This is a genomic window from Leucobacter soli, from assembly GCF_042659205.1.
In the GTDB taxonomy this organism is placed as follows: domain Bacteria; phylum Actinomycetota; class Actinomycetes; order Actinomycetales; family Microbacteriaceae; genus Leucobacter; species Leucobacter soli.
The window spans coordinates 1-2,149 of the sequence record NZ_JBHSRW010000309.1 but is presented as its reverse complement, the minus strand read 5'-3'; the positions used below and the strand labels follow the sequence as shown (position 1 = coordinate 2,149).

The window sequence follows — 2,149 nt, the reverse complement described above, 5'->3', positions numbered from 1 at the left end:
CGCTGGGCGACCTCCCCGAAGCCGGGAAGGCGCATCTGGTGCGCGGCTCGCTCGGCCTGCTCTGCGGTGAGCGGCGGGCCGGGTTCGACCAGCGGCCCGGGTCGACTCCCGGCCTCGACGGCGCTCCCCCGGTCAGCCGGCATCGCCGCGATACCCTGCTGCGAGAAGGCCTCGGTTGATGTCCCGCGCCCACATCGGACCCTCGTAGATGAAGGCCGTGAATCCCTGCACGAGTGTGGCGCCGGCCTCCAGCCGTTCGAGCACATCACCCGCGGTCGCGACGCCGCCCACCGAGATCACGCAGAGATCGTCCGAAGCGGTGGCGCGGATCCGGCGCAGCACCTCGAGCGACCGGGCCTTCAGCGGCGCACCGGAAAGCCCCCCGGCGCCCAAGGCCTCGACCTGCGCCATCGGCGTCGAGAGCCCGGCACGGGAAATCGTCGTGTTCGTGGCGATGATGCCGTCGAGCCCGAGTTCGGCGACGAGACCGACGATGCCGTCCAGCTGCTCGTCGTCCATGTCCGGTGCGATCTTCACCAGCAGCGGAGTGCCCGCAGCAGCGGCGCGCACCTCGGCGAGCAGCGGCCGGAGCTGATCCAGCTCCTGCAGGCCGCGCAGACCGGGAGTGTTCGGCGAGCTGACGTTCACGGCGAGGTAGTCGGCCAGAGGAGCGAGCCGGAGGGAGCTCCAGACGTAGTCGGCGATCGCATGCTCGACCTCGGTCGCACGGCTCTTGCCGATGTTCACGCCGATCACGGGCCGATGCGGCGACAGTCGCGCCTGCTCGATCCGCGGCACCGCCGCTGCGGATCCCCCGTTGTTGAAGCCCATCCGATTGATCAGCGCACGATCGTCGACCAGGCGGAAGCTCCGCGGCTTCGGATTGCCCGGCTGCGCGTGCCGGGTGAGCGTGCCGACCTCGACATGGCCGAAGCCGAGCGCCCCGAGCCCGAGAATACCGACGGCGTTCTTGTCGAATCCCGCGGCCATGCCGAACGGGCTCGGGAAGTCGATTCCGAGCGCGCGGACCGCGAGACGCGGATCGGGTGCGCAGGCACGGCGCAGGAAGGCGCCCGCCGCGGGAGCGGCCGTGATCGCCGAGAAGGCGAGATGATGCGCGGTCTCGGGGTCGAATCGGCGCAGCACCGTGTTGAAGAGCGCGGGGTAGAGGCGCACGCTACTCCCCCGTTCCGTCGTTCGCCGCATCGAGCCGCGCAGCATCGATCTTCGCGATGCTGCCGGTGCTCGGATGGTCACGCAGCTCGGCGATCGCGAGATCGAAGTCGTCGAGCGACTCGAAGGCCTGGTAGACGCTCGCGAAGCGGAGATAGGCGATCTCGTCGAGTTCGCGCAGATGCGGCAGGACCGCGAGTCCGATGTCGTTCGCGTCGAGCTGCGCCTGCCCCGTGGAGCGCACGGACTCCTCGACCTGCTGCGCGAGCAGTGCGAGGTCGGAGTCGGTGACGGGCCGCCCCTGGCAGGCCTTGCGCACGCCACTGACGACCTTCTCGCGGCTGAAGGGTTCGACGACGCCCGAGCGCTTGATCACGGTGAGGCTCGCGGTCTCGGTCGTGCTGAACCGCCGACCGCATTCCGGGCACTGCCGGCGGCGGCGGATCGAGAGGCCGTCGTCCGAGGTGCGCGAGTCGATGACCCGGCTGTCCGGGTGGCGGCAGAAGGGGCAGTGCATCAGCGCGATCCTCCGTGTCGGTGCTCGGATACGGGTTCGCCGGGCGCAGGATTGTCGGCCGCAGGATCGTCCACCGCAGCGCGGAAGCGCTCGCTCACCGCCTCGCCGTGCGCCGGGAGCCCTTCGGCCCTGGCCAGCGCGAGCAGGTGCGTCTCCGTCCCCGCGAGCGCAGCGCGGTCGTATGCGACCACCTGCTGCGGGCGGAGGAAGGTGTGCGCGCCGAGCCCCGCCGCGAATCGGGCGGTGCCGCCGGTCGGCAGCACGTGATTCGATCCGGCCAGGTAGTCGCCGAGACTCACCGGGGTGTAGCCGCCGACGAAGATCGCACCGGCGTTCTCGACCAGCGCGAGCACGGCGCCGTCGTCGCGGGTCTGGATCTCGAGGTGCTCGGGGCCGTAGGCGTTGCTCACCCGCGCCGCGGCGGCGAGGTCGTCGACCAGGATCACCGCGGACTGCGGG

Annotated in this window: 3 protein-coding genes; all 3 read right to left on the bottom strand. The window is 71.1% G+C overall.

Features of this window, described 5'->3' with window-relative positions; translation table 11 throughout:
• Positions 1-132: 132 nt before the first annotated feature.
• Positions 133-1,206: a quinone-dependent dihydroorotate dehydrogenase gene (locus ACFPZL_RS12545; RefSeq protein ID WP_218114213.1), complete on the bottom strand. Its 1,074-nt coding sequence runs from the start codon at positions 1,204-1,206 to the stop codon at positions 133-135.
• On the bottom strand, positions 1,178-1,690 hold the full coding sequence (gene nrdR / locus ACFPZL_RS12540; protein ID WP_218114212.1) for a transcriptional regulator NrdR: 513 nt from the start codon (positions 1,688-1,690) through the stop codon (positions 1,178-1,180). Before nrdR ends, ACFPZL_RS12545 begins: the two co-directional genes overlap by 29 nt.
• On the bottom strand, positions 1,690-2,149 hold a 460-nt coding region (locus ACFPZL_RS12535; RefSeq protein WP_382335679.1), incomplete at its 5' end, for a histidinol dehydrogenase. The genes ACFPZL_RS12535 and nrdR, both read right to left, overlap by 1 nt.